The sequence below is a fragment of the uncultured Pontibacter sp. genome (assembly GCF_947495565.1).
GTDB lineage: Bacteria > Bacteroidota > Bacteroidia > Cytophagales > Hymenobacteraceae > Pontibacter.
The window spans coordinates 49,217-64,845 of the sequence record NZ_CANLZM010000001.1 but is presented as its reverse complement, the minus strand read 5'-3'; the positions used below and the strand labels follow the sequence as shown (position 1 = coordinate 64,845).

The 15,629-nt window shown below is 50.5% G+C and carries 9 protein-coding genes; 6 read left to right on the top strand and 3 right to left on the bottom strand.

Going from position 1 to position 15,629, the window contains the following annotated elements; translation table 11 throughout:
* Positions 1 to 134: 134 nt before the first annotated feature.
* The 3 genes from Q1B04_RS00255 to Q1B04_RS00245 all read left to right on the top strand — a co-directional run bounded on the left by Q1B04_RS00255 (position 135) and on the right by Q1B04_RS00245 (position 4,685).
* Complete coding sequence (locus tag Q1B04_RS00255) at positions 135 to 1,340, top strand: aspartate aminotransferase family protein (protein ID WP_299754201.1); 1,206 nt, start codon at positions 135 to 137, stop codon at positions 1,338 to 1,340.
* A 912-nt stretch (positions 1,341 to 2,252) separates the two neighbouring features.
* On the top strand, positions 2,253 to 4,010 hold the full coding sequence (locus Q1B04_RS00250) for an SLC13 family permease (protein WP_299754199.1): 1,758 nt from the start codon (positions 2,253 to 2,255) through the stop codon (positions 4,008 to 4,010).
* Between the two features lie 48 nt (positions 4,011 to 4,058).
* On the top strand, positions 4,059 to 4,685 hold the full coding sequence (locus Q1B04_RS00245) for a hypothetical protein (RefSeq protein WP_299754198.1): 627 nt from the start codon (positions 4,059 to 4,061) through the stop codon (positions 4,683 to 4,685).
* Between the two features lie 48 nt (positions 4,686 to 4,733).
* Here Q1B04_RS00245 and Q1B04_RS00240 read toward each other — a convergent pair whose 3' ends face one another.
* Together Q1B04_RS00240 and Q1B04_RS00235 are read right to left on the bottom strand one after the other, a co-directional pair.
* Positions 4,734 to 5,069 carry a hypothetical protein gene (locus Q1B04_RS00240; RefSeq protein ID WP_299754196.1) on the bottom strand — a complete coding sequence of 112 codons (336 nt, stop codon included), beginning with the start codon at positions 5,067 to 5,069 and terminating at the stop codon, positions 4,734 to 4,736.
* 97 nt (positions 5,070 to 5,166) lie between these two features.
* Positions 5,167 to 5,592, bottom strand: a complete 426-nt coding sequence (locus Q1B04_RS00235) for a TerB family tellurite resistance protein (protein ID WP_299754194.1) — start codon at positions 5,590 to 5,592, stop codon at positions 5,167 to 5,169.
* Positions 5,593 to 5,895: 303 nt separating this feature from the next.
* Between Q1B04_RS00235 and pfkA the strand changes: the two genes are divergently transcribed.
* From pfkA to Q1B04_RS00220, 3 genes are all read left to right on the top strand, one after another.
* Entirely contained in the window at positions 5,896 to 6,867 is a 972-nt protein-coding gene (gene pfkA, locus Q1B04_RS00230; protein WP_299754192.1) for a 6-phosphofructokinase, read from the top strand.
* Positions 6,868 to 6,969: 102 nt separating this feature from the next.
* On the top strand, positions 6,970 to 12,252 hold the full coding sequence (locus Q1B04_RS00225) for a translocation/assembly module TamB domain-containing protein (RefSeq protein ID WP_299754190.1): 5,283 nt from the start codon (positions 6,970 to 6,972) through the stop codon (positions 12,250 to 12,252).
* A gap of 6 nt (positions 12,253 to 12,258) precedes the next feature.
* Positions 12,259 to 14,637, top strand: a complete 2,379-nt coding sequence (locus tag Q1B04_RS00220; protein ID WP_299754188.1) for a BamA/TamA family outer membrane protein — start codon at positions 12,259 to 12,261, stop codon at positions 14,635 to 14,637.
* A 40-nt stretch (positions 14,638 to 14,677) separates the two neighbouring features.
* On the opposite strand, the gene miaA is transcribed toward Q1B04_RS00220, so the two are convergent.
* A complete protein-coding gene (gene miaA / locus Q1B04_RS00215) occupies positions 14,678 to 15,607 on the bottom strand; it encodes a tRNA (adenosine(37)-N6)-dimethylallyltransferase MiaA (protein ID WP_299754186.1) in 930 nt (309 codons plus the stop codon).
* Positions 15,608 to 15,629 lie beyond the last annotated feature (22 nt).

Here is a 15,629-nt window from a genome sequence, read left to right as displayed (position 1 = left end):
ACTAAATCTAGTCATGAAAGTTGTTAGAAGAAAGGTATAAAACAATTTAAATGCACTATATAATTATAGTGCAATAAATTTCCTGCATTTCCCATCCTTCAGTTCTTCTGCACTTATTTGCGTACCTTTGCACCATGATTTCGATGAGGCAATTGTTTCTGCAGAACGTGGCACAGACGTCAGATTTTCCGCTGATGATTGAAGTGGAGAAGGCGGAGGGAGTATACATGTATGGTACCCAGGGCGAGCGCTACCTCGACCTGATTTCGGGTATTGGTGTGAGTAATGTAGGCCACCGGCACCCGCGCGTACTAAAAGCCATACACGACCAACTGGACAAGTACATGCACCTGATGGTGTACGGCGAGTTTGTGCAGGCTCCGCAGGCGCAGCTGGCGCAGGCTATTACCAGCACCCTCCCGGCTCGGCTTAACAATGTATACTTCCTGAACTCTGGTACGGAGGCCGTGGAAGGTGCCATGAAACTTGCCAAGCGCTACACCGGCCGCACTGAGTTTGTGTCGTGCCGTAATGCCTATCATGGCTCCACGCAGGGCGCTTTGTCGGTAAACGGGAGCGAGGGTTTTAAAAACGCGTTCCGGCCGCTGCTGCCTGATGTGCGTCATATCCAGTACAACCACCTCCCCGACCTGCAAAACATTACTACCCGCACCGCCGCCGTAATCATTGAAACCGTTCAGGGCGAGGCCGGCGTGCGCGTGGCTACGGATAATTACCTGCAGCACCTGCGCCAGCGCTGTACCGAAGTAGGCGCTTTACTGATACTGGACGAGATACAGTGTGGCTTTGGCCGCACCGGCACCTTCTGGGCATTCGAGCAGTTCGGCATTGAGCCCGATATTTTGCTCTGCGCCAAAGGGATGGGCGGCGGCATGCCGATCGGGGCCTTTATCGCACCGCAGGAAATCATGGCAGCCTTTAAAACAGATCCTATACTTGGCCACTGCACCACCTTTGGCGGTCACCCGGTAAGCTGCGCCGCCTCGCTGGCTACCCTGCAAATAATACAGGAGGAGCACCTGCTCGACGACGTAAAACGTAAAGCCGATTTATTCAAAGAACTGCTGGTGCACCCGCGCATCAAAGAGATCCGCAACTGTGGTTTGATGATGGCCGCTGAGTTCGAGAACTTCGAGGTGCTGAAAGCCGTGATAGATCGCGCTATAATCAACGGGGTGCTAACGGACTGGTTCCTGTTCTGCGACAACTCCATGCGCATTGCGCCGCCGCTGGTTATCACCGAAGCAGAAATTCGAGAAGCCTGTGCCGTTATACTTCGCTCTATAGACGAAGCGACTGGGAATCAGGCCTGCTTTTAGAAACTTGAGCGGATTTGCACCTATAGATCTGATACTTCAGTACCGGGTCTAACTGCTTCTGCCTGTCCTTGGGTATGAAGAAGGTACTGTTGTTACTTTGGCTAAATTATAAAACCCTTAGCGTTGGTAACGCGGGCAGTTCGTGACCTGTCCCTGCTGGTATAAACCCACTCCTGCCCCTCCCGAGAGGGGAATTGCTAGTGAATGATTTCATCCCCCTGCCCCCTTTGAAGAGGGACTTTGGAAAAGCTCCTTCAGCTGTATTATCCAACCACCCCTAACCCCTCAGAGCTACGCTCGCTAGTTTCGAACTCTCGTTCTCACTACTCTAAGGCGGTGAATTTTACCCCGCCCCGGCCCTCCCCTAAGAACAGGGGAGGGAGTTTGGTTCAAGTTTCATCAGCGAGGGCTATCGAAAACTGATCCCAGTCCTTGAGTTGAGCGCCTTCTAGATTTCCAGTTTCGCTTCAGCGAAATTGCGACGCAGGAGCAACGGAAATGTAGAAGGCGCGATGCCCTTATCGAGGGCCCCTACCCCCAGGACGAGGCCTACCTTAAAGAGGGCCCCTACCCCCGTCTAGAGGGAGCCAAAGCCAGAAATGAAACGAGCAGCTGGTAAAGCAGAGAATGAACAGCTGCTAGAAATTATAGCCTGGCTCAAGTTGCCAGAAGCAGCAGCTATAAAGGTATAAATCTCCTTACGTAAACAAGCAGCAGCTATAAAAGTATAAATTTACAAATGAGAACAACCTCCACCAGAAAGCATGCTACGAGCTAAAATCCAGTGCAATTCTTTCATCAAACTCACAACTCAAATCTAACACAGCAACAGCAGCAACCGCGGCAGCAATTGCACGTAAAAACCGGGGCTATACTTTAACACCTGGAGTATAAGCACATCAACTGAACTTTATGGAAATAGCCATTGTGCTGACACTGCTGGTAATTGCAGTGGTGCTGTTTGCTACAGAAAAGCTTTCGATCGAGATTGTTACGCTGCTGATGCTCATCGTTCTGGCAAGCACGCGCATTATATCCGCCGAAGAGGCTTTTGCCGGCTTCAGCAGCGACTTCATCATTATTATAGCCTCTATTTTTATACTTAGCGCCGCCCTCCAAGAAACCGGTATCCTGGATTTTGCCGTGGTCAGGCTGGTACGGCTGGCGCACAAGAGCACAAACCTCATGCTGTTCACGGTAATGGTGGTTACAGGTTTTGTGTCCGCGTTTATGAACAATACCACCGTTACGGCAATGTTTGTCACGCCGCTGGTAGGCCTCTCGCGGCGTATTAACACGAGCGCCTCTAAGCTCCTGATGCCATTGGCTTTCGCGGCCATACTTGGGGGCACCTGCACCCTTATCGGCACCTCAACTAACGTGGCTGTGAGTGGCTATATCGCTAAAACTGGCCTCCCTCCCATCGGGGTTTTTGAAATATCGGGCATAGGCTTTATAATTTTTGTGGTGGGCGTGATTTATATGATGACAATCGGGCAGCGCATGTTACCCAGCTACGAAGACCAGCAGCTAGCCGATGAGTATAAACTGCAGAAGTACCTAACCGAAATCGTGGTGCGGGAGGAGTCTCCGCTGGTGGGGCAGCTGGTTTTCGCCTCCGACCTTACCTCACTTAACTTCCGCATTCTCAATATCATCCGGGGTAAAGATAACTTTCTACCTGATTTCCGGACACGCATTAACGAAAGCGATGTGCTGCTGGTGGAAGGAGACCTGGATAACCTGATGAAGGTAAAGGAAACCAAAGGCATTGATATTATGGCCGATGTCATCCTGCAAAAAGACCTCGAAACAGACAATATCCGGCTGGCGGAACTGCTGGTGGTGCGGCAGTCCGTCCTGATTGGCCGCACCGTGAAAGAAATAAATTTTCTGCAACGCTACGGGCTTGTGGTGCTGGCCATCTCCCGCCACGGCGAAACGCTGCGCAGCAAAATTGGAAGTATAAAACTGCAGCTCGGCGACGTGCTGCTGGTGCAGGGCTCACCGGAACGGCTTAACCAACTGCGCAACTCCAGCAACCTGGCCCTAATCGACGAGTTTGAGCCTTTGCTCTTTAAAAAGCGAAAAGGCATTATCGCCATCTCCTGCTTTGTTATTGCCATACTATTAGGCACTTTAAATGTACTGCCGCTTTCCATCGCTTTTCTTTTGGCAGCACTCTGCACCATACTTTTCAGGTGCATCAGCTCCGATAAGGCGTACGCTGCCATAGATTTTAAACTGCTGATACTGATAGGCGGCATGACTGCCTTTGGCTCAGCGATGGAAAACTCAGGCGCCGCCGATTTCCTGGCAGAAGGCATCGTAGACTTATTGGGCTCAATGGGCAAGTTGGCGGTACTGGCTGGCTTTGTGCTGCTTACGGTTATTCTTACTCAACCTATGTCTAACGCAGCGGCGGCGCTTGTCATTGTGCCTGTTGCCCTGCGCACGGCAGAAACGCTCGGCTCTGATCCCAGAGCTTTTGCCATTGCCATTATGCTGGCTGCTTCGGTATCGCTTGTAACGCCTTTTGAGCCCGCTTGTATTCTGGTTTACAGCCCCGGCAAATACCGCTTTAAGGATTTTATTAAAGTCGGCTCTCCGCTCACGCTCTTGCTCATCATCGTTATCCTGATCATGACCCCGATTATCTGGCCTCTGTAACAGCTTGCCGCTAAAGGCAGTACAGTAAAAGTACCAACATAACTGCTTATGAAAGCTACACTATACTTACTGCCGCTTTGCCTGTTAGCCTGTTCGCCGGAAAACGAAGAGGTACAGGAACAGCATGTGCAGGTGGCCCCTCCCGCTGAAGCGCTGGACTCTATTACAGACACTGGCAAGGATGCACTCAGGACAGACGAGAATGAGATCGCTCCAGTTGTGCCGTTACCGCAACCCGTTATGCAGCTACTGGCAGCGCAGTACCAAGGCTGGGAGCGGCCTGAGATTGCAGCAAACGCACAGCAGCAGGCAGAAGAGCACCCCGGCACTCCGGCCATGGCCCACGGCGACTTTAACGGCGACAACCGCGCAGATGTAGCGCTGCAGCTACGGCAAGGCGACGAACTGATCATAGTAGCCGCTGTGCAGCAGCAAGATGGCAAGTATGAGTTGGTGGAGCTGAAAAGGGATATCCTCTTTAACGAGCGTGGCAACCTGAAAAGCTTATACTACCTGTACCGGCTGCCTCAGGGCGAGCAAATCCAGAATGCGCATAATATGAATGAGATTGAGCTTCCGCACGATGCTTTTGTACTTGGTGTAGGGCAGCAGAAAAGCGTTTATATTTACCAGAATGGCGGCTTTATAAATTATGAGATGAAAGTGCAGGAATGATACCTGAAAAAGCTGTCAGTACTGCCACATACCTGGCGCAGTGCCGGCCTAAAATGTGAAGCCTGTCTTACTACCGGGTAATCCTAACAGGAAAAACAAACTGGCTACGGCAATAGCAATAGCTAGCCCTGCCCCTACAGCATACGTGCTAAACAGCAGCACGCGGCTCCTGTCTACCTTAGACAAAGTATAAATCTGCCTTCTGGTATAGTATAAAGTGACCAGTAGCGCCAGCAAAAAGCTACAGAACCAGAAGGTGCTGAAACGCATCAGAAACTCCAGCGGCCGGTAGTCGGACGACAGGTAATAAGCTGCCACCGCCATAAGCAGGCTTCCGTACAACGATAATATCAGAAACAGAGATGAATTTGGGTTTTGCCTCATCCGGCTAAATGCAAGTTTAGTGTAAACTACTAAATATATACGCGCCGGATGAGGCGCATTACCGCCTAAGGAATGAAGTATAAATATGATTTTATTGCTAATTTAAGAATGCTTGGGCCTCACGTTTGATGTTATCGCGCGTTAAGCCGTCTTTCACCCCCATCGAGATCTTACCTACCAGCACCCCTACAATTGATTTTTTGAAACCAAGCTTAGCGGCCATGTTAATGCAGAAATCCATCTCGTTTTCGTCTACAATGCCGTCAGCCAGCATCATCTCCACCAAATCATATATCTGGTCGAAACGCTCGGAGTCGTTGGTTGGCAGCTGCGGAGCCTTTACATTAACATCGGTTAGCAGGTCCCGCACTTCATTGGGTTTTAACCCGTGCTTCTGGCCGATGGCAATGATAAATTTCATCTCGGAAGGGTCTAAATGCCCATCAACTTTTGCCAACGCTCCAAGGTTAGAGATATGGCTTTTTAATCTTTTTGTCTCTTCACTCTCAAAAAAACCGAACATACGTTGCCTCTGTAGGTTAAATTACTTTACTTGGACTCCAATTTGTGTTGACACGGTATCTGCACCAAAAGTAAGGAGAACCTTCCATTCTTAAAGCAGTAAATCTCGCCACTAAGTGAGCGTACGATGTGTCGATTTAAAATACGGTTTTCTCTATTTAAAGTCGCACAATATCGTCAGTTTTTAATCGTACCGCACAACAATAACTGTTTGAGCGGATGCCGTGCATAAATTAAAATTTAGATAACATTCGTTTTTCGATCTTTGAGTAACATTACCACTAACAACAGACACAACAACACCATGAAGAGGATAGGAGTATTTACTTCGGGCGGCGACTCGCCAGGTATGAACGCGTGTATCAGAGCTATTGTAAGAGCAGCCGTTTATCATGGGGTAGAAATATATGGTATCCACCGCGGCTATAAAGGTATGATTAAGGGCGAGATCTATAAAATGGACTCTCACTCGGTAAGTAATATCATCCAGAAAGGCGGCACCATTTTACGTTCGGCCCGCAGCAAAGAATTCGTGACACCCGAAGGACGCAAGCAAGCCTACGAGCAACTGATGAAGCACGGCATAGAAGGACTTGTCTGCATTGGCGGAGATGGCACGTTTACAGGAGCCAATGTTTTTTACGAAGAGTTCGGCATACCTACAGTAGGCGCCCCAGGCACTATTGATAACGACCTTTACGGCACAGACTACACCATTGGCTACGATACAGCTGTTAACACTGCGCTAGACGCGATAGACAAGATCCGGGATACGGCCGATAGCCACGACCGCGTATTTTTTATAGAAGTGATGGGCCGCGACTCCGGTTACATTGCCATACCTTGCGCCATAGGCGGCGGCGCTGAGATTGTAATGATACCAGAGGCTGAAACAAGTATAGACCACGTTGTAGACACGCTTAGAACCGGCTGGAACCGCTCCAAAACCTCTTTTATCGTTATTGTGGCAGAGGGCGACGAAGCAGGCAACGCTAACGATGTGGCTCATAGAGTACAGCAGGAGCTGCCGCACATGGATGCCCGTGTCACCATACTTGGCCACGTGCAGCGCGGGGGAGCCCCAACCGCTGCCGACCGTATGCTGGCTAGCCAATTGGGAATTGCCTGCGTAGAGGGTCTGCTGGAAGGCCGCAAATGCGAAATGGCCGGTATTATAAACGGCGAATTAGTGTACACACCTTTCATCGATACAATTACGAAAGACAAACTGATTAACCCGCATTACCTGAAAATGGTAAACGTGCTTTCAGTGTAACTAGCAACAGCTGGGTTTCGGAACTGAGACCGCAAGCGCGTTATAAAGCATAGAAGCACCCTGGGCTGAGTATAAACTACTTAGTTCAGGGTGCTTTTTTATTTGTTGCAACTTTTAATCCAGAAGCGCGAATATGCTGTATGTATATTTTATCAGTACCAAACGGCTGTCAAAACCTGCTTTAAACAGTTTTGGTCGGTACAAATATTCTTTATAGCCTATCCTTGCATATCATTTTCCGTAAAGCAAAGCACAAACTTAAACCCAGCAACTATCGCCTCTGCCAAACATATAGCCAAAATCGCCCTAAAGGTCATCCTTTGGCCACTCGCCATTATAGTTGGCCTGCTTATACTTATTATCATCGCGCTGCAGTTTCAGGGGGTGCAGAACTACCTGGCCAGGCAGGGAGAGAACTACCTTCAGAACACACTTGGCACAGAGGTAAACATAGGCGGCTTTACCACCGACTGGCGTAACGCCCTCGTGCTGAAGGAGGTGTATGTAGAAGACCAGCAGCAGGATACGCTTTGGTACTCTGAGCGACTGGGCGTAGATATGGCCATACTTTCCCTGATAAAAGGCGAGATAAATATCAGCAAAGTAGACCTTGACAACGCCACACTGAAGCTACACATCCGGGAAGACAGCACCACGAATTTCGATTTTATTACAGAGGCCTTTGCCACGGACACCGCCGCAGCGCAACCCGCCGACACCGCTTCTTCTGCCATGCAGATTACGCTCGGCACCGTTAACCTCGAAAATGTGTATGTGGTGTTTCAGGATGAGGCAGGCGGAAACTTTATACGTACCCGTGTCGGCGACCTCACCACAACCATGGAAGAGTTGAACCTGGAAGAGCAGCGTTATATGGTGGATGAAATCAGGCTGGCTAACACTTGGGTTGATTACGAGCAAACAAAGCTCCCTCCTCCCGATACTTCTGCTTATGAGCCGCTGGAAATGGATTTCGGCCTGAACCGGGTAGCGCTCGAAAACCTCCGGGTAAAGTACCTGAGCCGGCCTGCTGAGCAGCAGATTGAGCTGGCGCTCGGGGAGTCTGAGTTGGTAGCCGATCACATAGACCTGAAAAACGCACGCATAGAACTCAGCACCTTTGATCTGCACCACACAGACCTCAAGTATATACAGGAAAAGTATAAACCGACAGACTCGCTGGCCGTGAACCCAGCCAGAACCGCAGAAGAGCTTGATGAATCGGTGGAGCAGGCAAACGGCCAGACTGTGGATTGGGTACTTACGCTCGGAGAAATCGATGTAACCGGCCTGAACGTGGCTTTCGACAACTTTAACACGCCAAAGCAGCCGCGCGGCATGGACTACAATCACCTTAATTTCAAGGATATTGTGCTGGATGCCGAGGACATAAAGTATAGCCTTAACCGATCGGAGGTAAACCTAAACCAACTGACCCTACAGGAGCAGAGCGGATTTGCCATACAGAATTTCGAAGGGCAGATCGTAGTAGATTCTACCAGCGCCAGCCTCACCAACCTGGATCTGAAAACCGGGCACAGCCATCTGCAAAACCAATTGGCAATGACATACCCCTCTTTGGAAGCCATCGCCGAAAACCCGGAGCAGGTAGGCTTAGATGTGGATATCAGCAACAGCTACATCGGCATGCAGGATGTACTGTATTTTATGCCGGATATGGCTGAAAACCCATCTTTTAGAAGTATAGCCAATTCCAACATCAGGGTTACAGCCAGGGCCGAGGGACAGCTTGATAACCTGCGTATCCAAACGCTGCAACTGTCGGGCTTGAGCAACACACAGGTTGATGTAAGTGGAACTGTGCGCAACGCCATGGATCCGGATAATTTATACATGGACCTGGACATTGACCGCTTTGCCACCACCCGCACCGATGTGCAGGCGCTGGTACCGGCAGGCACTATTCCCCCAAATTTCAGGCTGCCTTCGCAAATGAGCATGACGGGTAATTACCAAGGTACCCTCGCCGCCTTCGATGCAAATGCTGACCTGCGCACCTCTTTTGGTAATATGGTGGCTAAAGTAGATATGGGCGCGAACGAAAGCTTTACGGCTACCGTGCGCAGCGGCGGCTTCGACCTGAACCAGTTGATGACAGACAGCCTGGGGCTTGGCAAAATAGCACTGGAGGCTGAGGCGCGCGGCACCGGCCTTACCCCAGAAACCATGCAGGCCGATGTAACAGCTAACTTAAAAGTCTTTGACTATAACAATTATACTTACAACGACATCAGGCTTAATGCCAACGTAAACCGCAACCTGTACACAGTAGAGGCCACTGCCAAAGATCAGAACCTGGCCTTTGACCTTGTGGGTAAATTTAACCTCCGCGACACAACCCAGCCAGCTTATACTTTTAACCTGGACCTGGCCAAAGCCGATTTACAGGCCCTTAACCTCTATCCGGAGCCAATGGCTGTACGTGGGCAACTACAAGGAGACTTTACAGGCGCTGATGCCAGCACGCTGAGCGGTCGTTTGGCGGCACAAGAGCTAAAGGTGCAGCACAACGGCACTACTTACCCCGTGGACTCTTTGTTAATGACACTGGCCCAACGTGGCGAGACAGCAGAAATTATGGTACAGTCTGACGTAGTAGATGCAGATATGAGGTTCCGGAACTCACTGGCGACGCTGCCCACTGCCTTGCAGAAGCACTTCTCCAATTACCTGGACCTGCAGCCAGACCCGCCTTTCCCTGCAAACTTAAGCCTGGACGATTTCACCGCCACCATTGATCTGAAGCAGACAGGCCTGATCACCTCTTTTGTGCCAGGTCTGGAACAGCTACAGCCAGCTACCCCCATCACAGCTACTTATAACGGCGATAACCAGCAACTGGCACTAAATGGCCGCATCAGCAAGATTGTTTACACGGATTATACTTTGCATAATATAGACCTGGCAGTGCGCGGCGACAGAAACCAATTGGCTTATGACCTTAACCTGCAGAAACTGCTTTCGCCGTCCTTAACCGCTGATAACATCCGGATTGACGGCGCCGCACGTGACAATGAACTGGCAGTGCGTTTAACTATTGCCGGAGACAGCACCCAGCAAGACGAGCGTCTGGTTTTGGGAGGAGTTTTAAATAGTATGAACCGCGGCTACCGCTTCTCCTTAAACCCGGATCAGTTAGTTATTAACGGAGATGACTGGGATGTGCCGCAGGATAATTACCTGCAGTTCGACACAAACCTTCTTTATGCCAACAACATCCGGTTAGCGTACGGCAACCAGGCCATCATACTTAACAGCACAGGCCCTGTTGCCCCGAACGCGCCGCTAACCGCCAATTTTGAAAACGTTGATATCGGCTACCTGATGCGCACCATTCAGGAGCCGCAGGATAGCTTGATAGCCGGTACTATAAACGGCACTGCCACAGTGCGCAACATCATGACTGATAACCTGGCTTTCACGTCGGACCTAACTATATCGGATTTTGCATACGAAGGTGTGCCCGTAGGCAATTTAGCCTTGCAAGCCAGCAGCGGCACCAACAACCGTTACAATATTGATGCCCGCTTAACCGGCAACAGCAACCAGGTAGTGATAAACGGTTTTATGGAACCACAGCCTAACGCTACGCTCCTGAACCTGAATGCTAACATCAATAACCTGAACATGGCTTCTCTGGAAGGTTTTATGGCAGGTATGGTAACCCAATTAGATGGCAGCGCCACCGGCGATCTACGCATTGCCGGCACCTTGGAGCAACCGAACATTCAGGGGCAGCTCAACTTTAATCAGGCGCAATTTAACATTACCATGCTGGGCTCCTTGTTCACCTTACAGAACGAGCAACTGGAGTTTAATGAGCAGGGCATCCGCTTCCCTAACTTCACCATCACCGATTCTCTGGGCAACGATATGGTCATCAACGGCAACATCCTGACTGAGACTTACACAGATTTTGAGTTTGGGCTGGAAGTAGACACGGAGCGTTTTCTGGCGCTTAACTCCACCGCGCAGGATAACAGCCTTTTCTACGGCACAGTTTATGTTAACGCTAATGCTTCCATAACAGGAGACATGGCGCAGCCGGCTATTAAAGTAAATGCGCGCGTACTGGACGGCTCTGAGTTCACAACCGTTATTCCTGCCGACCAGGTGGGGGCCGCTGAGCGCGACGGTATCGTGGAGTTTGTTAACTTGAACCCGCAGATGACCCGGGTAATCCGTGCAGAACAAGAAGACTCCACAGAAGTAACTGGCTTTGTTGGCGCTGATATTGAGGCGCAGATCACCGTAACCGACGCTACACCAATCACTATTATTATTGACCCAATTACTGGCGACCAGCTTACTGTACGCGGCTCAGCAGACCCGCTGTTTATAGGCATGCGCCCTAGCGGCGAGATTAACATGAGCGGACGCTTTACGGTTTCAGACGGCAAGTATAGCATGGACTTCTATGACCTGGCTTCCCGCGAACTGGACATTGCAGAAGGCAGCTACATCAACTGGACCGGAGATCCGCTACAGGCTATCATGGATATTACAGCCATCTATAACGTAGAGACCGCACCACAGGAACTGGTAGCATCGCAGGCTGCAGGTACGCTAACTCCCGATCTTCAAAATCAGGTTCCTTTCCAGGTGTATGTTTTTGTGCGGGGCGAAATCCTGACACCTGAAATCAGCTTTGATATACGTTTACCGGAAGAAGAGCAGGGCAGCGTGCCGCCAATGGTGGTTTCAAGCTTAGGCAACCTTCGCCAGGACGAATCTGAACTGAATAAACAGGTGTTCTCGCTGCTGGTGCTCAACCGATTTATGGCTCCTGACCCGCTCACAAGCTCGGGAGGCGGCTTTGAGTCTACGGCCAGAAACAGCTTGGGCCAGGTAATGACCGACCAGCTCAACCAGCTTACAAACCGCTACGCCGGCGGCTTAGGGCTTGAGCTAGGCGTGGATTCTTACCAGGATTATTCGTCTGGCTCTGCGGAGGGACGCACAGACTTGAATGTGGCCATGCGCCAGCAGTTCCTCAACGACAGGCTTACCGTTCGTGTGGGTACAGATATAGGCTTAGAAGGCGGCAGCCAGTCTAACCAAACCATGAGCGGCTTTGGCGGCGATATTTCAGTGGAGTACTCTTTAACAGAAGACGGCCGCCTGCGTGTACGCGGTTTCCAGCGCAACCAATACGAAGGCTTTATAGAAGGCGGTGATGTACGCGCTACGGGCGTATCGCTGATCTATGTGCGAGAGTATAATAACTTTTCAGACCTGTTCCGCGATTTGGAAGGCAGGCGCAGAAGAGAAGAAGAACGCAGGATAGAAGCTGCCCGCGAGTTCAGAGAAGAGGAAAAGGAGCTTAAAGAAGAAGAAAAACTACAAGAAGAAGGTACAGAATAACAGGATATGCTAAAAAGTTACCCACTTGCAAGGCTTAGAAGTGCCTCTACCCTATCGCTACTGCTGTTCTTGCTGCTTTTGGCAGGGTGCAGCGTTACCAAGACTGTGCCTGAAGACGATGCCCTTTTTATCGGTTACAATGTAAAAGTTGAAGGCGAAAGTGACAGCAGCAACCGAAGCGCCGACATGGAGACGGAGCTGAGCGCCACTGTACGTCCCGAGCCTAATGCATCCATACTTGGCCTTCGCCCGAAACTGGCCATCTACAATGCCTTTTATACTGAAAAGGAAAAAGGTCTCAGCCACTGGATCATGACAAAGCTAGGAGAGCCGCCTGTGCTTATCTCGGAAGTAGACACTGGCAGCGTAAGCCAGGTTATGAGCAACCGCCTGCACAACCGGGGTTATTTTAACAATACCGTAGCCAGCTCCACAGAAGTAAATAAGAAGAGAGCCACCATCAACTGGACTGCTCGTGTAGGAGAGCCATACCGTTTGCGCAACATCAAGTATACTTTAAACGATTCGCTTCCGGTGCACCAGGCTATTGAGCAGACAAAGCCAGAGTCGCTGCTGCAGCCCGGCGAACCTTATGATTTAAGTAAGATGACAGATGAGCGCATCCGGATTGACGGCGCTCTCAAGAACAAAGGCTACTACTACTTCAGCCCTGATTTGCTGATATTCAGCGTTGATACCACTGTGGGCAATAGGCAGGCAGATGTGCTGATGCGCGTTAAGAATGCAGCCTCGGCGCAGGCGCTGCAGCCATACGATTTAGATGACATCTTTATTTTCGCCAATTACTCTATCGGCGACAGCCTCTCCACAAACGACACCATCGACTTTAGAGGCTACCACTACATCCCGAATGAGAATTATGTGCGGGCGCGGCACCTGCTGGACGGTGTTTTTCTGGAGCAGGATAGTTTGTACACCCGAGAAGACCACTTGCTCACCATCAAGCGCCTTTCGGGACTCTCGGCTTATAAGTTTGTAAACATAGACTATGAACGAGACACTGCCAATACCGGGAAACTGGACGCCTTTGTCTACCTCACCCCTGCTCTAAAGAAATCGTTGCGGGCGGAGGCGCAGATGGTCAGTAAGTCAAACAATTTTGCGGGGCCAGGGCTTAAGGTATCTTTCCGCAACCGGAACGCCTTTAAAGGCTCCGAAGTACTGAGCGTGGAACTGACAGGCAGCTTCGAATCGCAGGTGGGCGGGCGCGGCACAGGCACAGCCCCAGAGGAAGTGGAGGTGCCCGATAACACCAACCTTACCTCCTACGAGTTAGGAGTACAGGCAAACCTTGCCATTCCGCGGATTGTGTCGCCATTTAACCTGCGTAACCTCCGCACCGAGTTTGTGCCGCAAACCCGCATAGGCCTAGGCTTTAACTTCCTGAGCCGCTCCGGCTATTACAGAATGAACTCTTACAACGCCTCTTATGGCTATACCTGGCGGCCGAAGGAAGAACTTACTTTTGATGTAACTCCTATAAACCTGCAGTATGTAAGGCTTGTGGATAGCACAAGGTTCTTCGCGGATTTTCTGGAGGACAACCCTTTTCTACAAAGCAGTTTTGAAAGTCAGTTTATTGTTGGGTCTATATACCAGCTCACCTACAGTACCCAAATGCATAAAGACCGGACCAGCAACATTTTTGACAAAGTAACACTGGACGTTTCCGGCAATCTGGTTAGCGGCATTCAATCGTTAGCAGGAGCCCACACTCCGACAGATGATGATCCGCGCACCTTGTTCGGAGACAGATATGCGCAATATGTTTTGCTGGATAACGATTTCAGGCACTACCTGAACCTGGGGAAAGAGAGCCAACTGGTCTGGCGACTGGCTACCGGCGTAGGGTACTCTTACGGCAACTCGTCTACCATGCCCTATGTAAAGCAGTTCTCTATTGGGGGGCCTAACAGTATTCGGGCATTCCGGGCCAGAAGCATTGGCCCCGGCAGTTACGAACCGTCCACATCAGAAACTTTCTCGTTTTTTGACCAAACCGGTGACATCAGACTGGAAACCAACCTAGAATACCGTTTCCCTATTTTCGGGTTCTTTAAAGGAGCTGTATTTACGGATGCAGGTAATATCTGGCTGCTGCGCGATACTTTTAAAGAAGACGGTTCCCTAAACAAACCCGGCGCAAAATTCGAGGCAAGCGATTTTCTGAATGAGTTGGCTGTAGGTACTGGATTTGGATTGCGCATCGATATTGAGTTCTTCGTGATCCGCCTGGATTTAGGTATACCGGTGCGTGTGCCTTACTTACCAAAAGGAGAGCGTTTTGTGCTGGACAAATTTAACGGCAGCTTCAGCGGCGACTATGGTATGGTGCTCAACATTGGTATCGGGTATCCGTTCTAAAGTGTAGTTTACAGCATGGCAGCTTTTATAGTTAGAGACCTCAGGCTTTCTCAGCCATACTTTTCTCTATGTGCGCTACAAGCTCCTGCCACTGCACCGGGCTGAACCAGGCATACTCTTCCGGATTTTTATTAAACCAGGTAAGCTGGCGCTTTGCGTACCGGCGGCTGTTGCGCTTGAGCAGACGCACGGCTTCCTCCCAGTCATACTTGCCCTCCAGGTAATCATATATCTCTTTGTAGCCTACAGTTTGCAGTGCATTGTGCTCGCGGTACGGGTACAGGCTTTTAGCTTCTTCCAGCAGCCCCTGCGCCAGCATCAGGTCCATGCGTTGGTCTATGCGGCTGTAGAGTTCGCTGCGGTCTCGGTTCAGAGCTATTTTAATGATGTTGAACGGGCGCTCCTGCTTTTCGCTTATTCGGAAGGAAGAGTACGGTTTTCCGCTGCTCAGGCATACTTCCAGTGCACGCACCACCCGTTGCGGGTTGGCTTTGTCTACTTGCTCAAAGTATAAAGGGTCCAGGTTTTGCAGGTTGTCCAGCAGTGGCTGCAGTCCTTCCTGTTCGTACTGTTTAGTTAGCGCCTCCCGCACCTGCGGGTCAGTTTCAGGCATCTCATCCATCCCCTCCAGCACCGCCCGCACGTAAAGCCCGGAACCACCGGTCATAATCACCACGTCGTGCTGCTGAAACAACTGCTCCAGCAACAGCAGCACATCCTGCTCAAAAGCTCCCGCGCTATACGCTTCGGTTATACTATGGGAGTCCACAAAATGGTGAGGCACGCCTTGCTGCTCCTCGGGGATTGGCTTTGCCGTACCAATGTTCATCTCCCTGAAAAACTGGCGTGAGTCTGCCGATATGATCTCTGTGCCGTAATGTTTGGCCAACTGCACGCACAGGTCTGTCTTACCTACAGCCGTCGGCCCTACCACCACCACCAGCTGCTTCTGCTTTGTTATACTTTCCATAAATCGTTCTGAACTTCAAAAA

What these genes read in the sequence shown, in the direction of transcription:
- Q1B04_RS00255 (WP_299754201.1), top strand. Translation starts at nt 135, where the DNA reads ATGATTTCGATGAGGCAATTGTTTCTGCAGAACGTGGCACAGACGTCA.
- Q1B04_RS00250 (WP_299754199.1), top strand. Translation starts at nt 2,253, where the DNA reads ATGGAAATAGCCATTGTGCTGACACTGCTGGTAATTGCAGTGGTGCTG.
- Q1B04_RS00245 (WP_299754198.1), top strand. Translation starts at nt 4,059, where the DNA reads ATGAAAGCTACACTATACTTACTGCCGCTTTGCCTGTTAGCCTGTTCG.
- Q1B04_RS00240 (WP_299754196.1), bottom strand. Translation starts at nt 5,069, where the DNA reads ATGAGGCAAAACCCAAATTCATCTCTGTTTCTGATATTATCGTTGTAC.
- Q1B04_RS00235 (WP_299754194.1), bottom strand. Translation starts at nt 5,592, where the DNA reads ATGTTCGGTTTTTTTGAGAGTGAAGAGACAAAAAGATTAAAAAGCCAT.
- pfkA (WP_299754192.1), top strand. Translation starts at nt 5,896, where the DNA reads ATGAAGAGGATAGGAGTATTTACTTCGGGCGGCGACTCGCCAGGTATG.
- Q1B04_RS00220 (WP_299754188.1), top strand. Translation starts at nt 12,259, where the DNA reads ATGCTAAAAAGTTACCCACTTGCAAGGCTTAGAAGTGCCTCTACCCTA.
- miaA (WP_299754186.1), bottom strand. Translation starts at nt 15,607, where the DNA reads ATGGAAAGTATAACAAAGCAGAAGCAGCTGGTGGTGGTGGTAGGGCCG.